At 63.6% G+C, this 3585-nt stretch carries 2 protein-coding genes; both read right to left on the reverse strand.

Features of this window, described 5'->3' with window-relative positions; all coding sequences use genetic code 11:
• Window positions 1-163: 163 nt before the first annotated feature.
• Complete coding sequence (locus tag BM228_RS33290; protein WP_092047589.1) at window positions 164-628, reverse strand: tellurite resistance TerB family protein; 465 nt, start codon at window positions 626-628, stop codon at window positions 164-166.
• Between the two features lie 2018 nt (window positions 629-2646).
• The coding region (locus BM228_RS33305) for a hypothetical protein (RefSeq protein ID WP_208612152.1) at window positions 2647-3585 on the reverse strand (939 nt) is incomplete at its 5' end.

A 3585-nucleotide genomic window follows, 5' to 3' on the forward strand; every position in this document is an offset into this window, starting at 1 on the left:
TCCGCACTTGGCCTCTGTCCTCGCTTCATCCCCAACTCCTCTGGTCCTGGCTGATCCTCTCAATCAGCCCGGTCCAAAGCCAGCCGGTCAGGTCAACGTCTATGCGAGGTGTCGGGTCGGCTGGTCGACCTACTATCGAACGATGATGTCGCTACGCCATGGCTCACTGCCGAGGCGTAACCCGAGCCATCGCGGTCTGCATCAGCTCAGACTTATTGACGATGAGGGCCACGGCGATCTCGGTCAGTGCCTTGTCCTCAATCTCGCTGACGCCGTCATGGTCGGCGACATCGGCAGCGACTAGGAACGCGTCCTGCCGCTGTTCCATTGGCCGGCCGGCAATCGCGGCGATCCGGCGTAGGTTCTCCACCCGGCCTGCGCGGGTCCGCGCCCGGGCGATCGCCTCGTACAGTGCTTCCTCCAGCATCAGGAGGTCGTAGCCCTTTTCGATGATCGGGTTGGCGCGCAGACCGACCAGTGCCGTCTCGAACTCGTCACCTGCCACCTCGCCGTCAGCAACGATGACGTTGGCTGCGGCCGAGATCCCCGCCTGCATCAGCGCTTCGTCCCCGGCATAGGCCGTGACGGTCCGGCCGAAACGGGTCAGCAGATCCTTGAGGGCGTTCATCGCGATCCGAGAGGTTGAAAGACGTCAGTGGTCACAAGCTCGCATGGGCAGTTGTGCTGTGGGATCCGCCGAGGCTGACCTGCCGCCGTCCGCTGCCATGCAGGCCATGAGCTGGCGCTGTGTAAGGCCGGCGGGACAAGTCATACAGCACGTTGCCGACAAGCCCGGCGGCCCGGCGCAGGGTCGCTCCCTCACATGTTGCGGCTACGCGCACCCCAATCTCGTGGGTGTGGCTGCGGCCGTACAACCAGACGGCGAGCCGCGCCCGGGTCGCTTCCGGGATACCGTCGAGGAGGAGGCGTGCTGCCTCGGGATCGGCTTTGGCGAGCCGGCCTACGGTCTCCGGTGAGACGGGGCAATCGAGAGCGGGGTCGTCGACACTGAGCAAACGGGTACGGTTCATGACGGCACCTGCAGGCTGATAGCGAGCAACGTGCCGAAATTGTAGTTAACGAAGGCTTACGTGGATTGGCCAGCTCGGCCCCGCCGCCCGATCTGATCACGGGCTGGCGGGGGAGGTCGTCCCCAACGGGTTCGAACGCGAAACGATTTCCCTCACGCACGCGTTACCGGCGTTGCTTGACACAACGAGGTTCTGATGCGCCAACGCTCAATTGCAGCGTCTATCCCGCTCATGCTCCTGCTTTCGGGAGCGGCTTACGCACAATCGCCGACGGCAGCCCCTCCTGCCACGGCTCCCGGTGCTCCGACGACTATGGCTCCCGGTGCGCCTGGGGTGGCAGCGCCGCAGCCTGGTTCGACTGGAGCACCGGCAGCCGTCACCGGTACCCCGACCGGTCAGCCCGCCGATACCATGACGAACAATTCAGCAGCCGGTGGCAATGCTGCTCAGCCCTCGCGCGCCGTGCCCCAGGGCGGCGGTGGCGGGAAGTGACCTTCCGACTACAACAATGAGACGAGCCACGTTTTAGGTAGCTATTGGTTCGTTTCTAAGTTCATGAACTTCCTAAGCCCGCCTGGTTCGCCAGCGCGGGCTTTTCTTGGCTAGTGCTGCTAACAGCCAGACCGACAGGATGCTGATCGTACCAGGATATCCGTGTCGCCAATCGTCATGACGCTGATGAGTTGCTCGCCACGCTTCCAGAGCATCGAGCACGCCGCGGCTCCGAACGGCGAACAGGTCTCAGCCTCTGGGTAGGCTTCGCAGGTATCCTCGCGACGCTCGCACACTCGGCTTGACGGAGGCACAGGGGCAGGCCTCCAGCCGAGCTGAAGAAGCGAAGCCCGAGCATCAGGGTAAAGAGTGTTGGGTTTGAACTTCGGCACCGGCTCGACCGCCTGAGCCCCACAGGCAGCGATGGCGATGGTGATGGCCGCAAGGGCTGTGCGCATAGCGGCGAGATAGCCTCCGGGATGGCAATGTCGGGGTAGTCGCCTAGGAGACGTTACCGCCCTCGGAGGAAGAAGAACCAGATCAGGATAAGGACGGGGATCGGCACCCCTAAGAGCCACAGCAAGCTACCTGTTAGCATCTCATCCTCCCTAGAGCGACTGAGTAAGCCCGCAGGTCGAAAATCCGTTCCAGTGCGTCGTGTCTACGGGGGGCGGCCAATACCGGATAGCGGAAGTGCTGCCCCGCCGCCCATAATTTCAGGGCTGGCGGGGCGTCGTGCCGTTCCTCACGGCGGTGGGGCCGGGTACGCGACGTGGCCCGAGGGGCACAGTGGTTGAGGACGGTTATCGGAGACGGAACGGCTACGCTCAAGGCAATCCCGGAACGGGAATGGCAGTAGGTAGTGCTAGTCGGTCCAGGCCGAGATTAAACGGACCGACACCCGTCATCGTCCGAGGGTCGAACCCAGTCCCTCGACGGTGGTTAGTGAGGGTGGCCGGATCGAGGAAGCTAACTGGGCCTGGGTCGATCCGCGCAAGCCGCTGCTTCAACCGCGAATACCCAGCAGCGGGCCACAAAAGTAAGTTCTACCAGCGAGATGCGACGACGCCCGGCACGGCCCTGCCACCTGTAAAATGGCGCACCGTGGAGTAGATCAGCCTGATCAGGACTCTGAGGGCGCTTCCTGCTGCGGCTCCAGCCGCAGGAGGGTGAAGCTCTCGCGCACGGCCTCGCCATCACGGAGAACCCGCCGCACCTTCACCACCGCGACGGCTGCCACGTTGACGAGCGTGCGGTTCAACTCGGCGAGATCGGAGGCGGGGACCGATCGATCAATGCCGCCCTTGATAGGGCCGCGGCTTTCGCTGCGGAACTCAAACTGATGGGCGTCAGGTAGCACGCCGCCCAACTGCCCCTCAATCCGTTCCTCAGTCTCGGTGACACGAGTGGAGGACGCGCGCTCGGCGGCACGGGAGACCTCGTCAAGCCCGAACGATCGATCCTCGTCTCCCGCCAGAAGTCGAAACGTGGCGCCGCTCGTCCGCATGAGCGAGAAGAACTCCTGTGCGGTCGCCAGCACGCGCTGATCAATGTTCTCGACGGCAGCGCGGAACCTGTCCTCGCTCGACTCGCTGAACGCGCCCAGAAGCTGCGCCGCATTATCGACGGCAACTTTGAGGGACGTATCAAGCGCCTCGCCTTGGGGCTCGACCTCTTCGAGAAGGAAGCCGAAAGAGCCACACACGACGTTGGTGATGTGCAGCGTGGCCGCGCTCTTGTTCGGCACGACGCCGCGCTGACCGAGTGCCCCTGCCTCGTCAGCCATAAGCTTGGCAACGAGATCCTGAAACTTGCTGACGACGGAACCGCCGAATTCGGACTCAATCCCCCGCGAACCAGCGACCGGCCTGCCTCCGAAGAATAGAGCAGCCGAGGCGGTCGGAGACTCTGGCTCCTCGCCCATAGCCACAAGGTCGGCAGCAATCTCATCGCGGCGCGCTTCTAGCCCAGGCTGTGTGAAAACGCGCTGATTTGGTAGAGTAGATCCTGGTCTGAGGAGGTCGGGATGAAGCGCTTCATCGCAGGCGAGGATCGTCAGCAG

The organism is Methylobacterium pseudosasicola, from assembly GCF_900114535.1.
Classification (GTDB): domain Bacteria; phylum Pseudomonadota; class Alphaproteobacteria; order Rhizobiales; family Beijerinckiaceae; genus Methylobacterium; species Methylobacterium pseudosasicola.

Coding starts and splice junctions, on each gene's coding strand:
- BM228_RS33290 (WP_092047589.1), bottom strand. CDS start 628: ATGAACGCCCTCAAGGATCTGCTGACCCGTTTCGGCCGGACCGTCACG.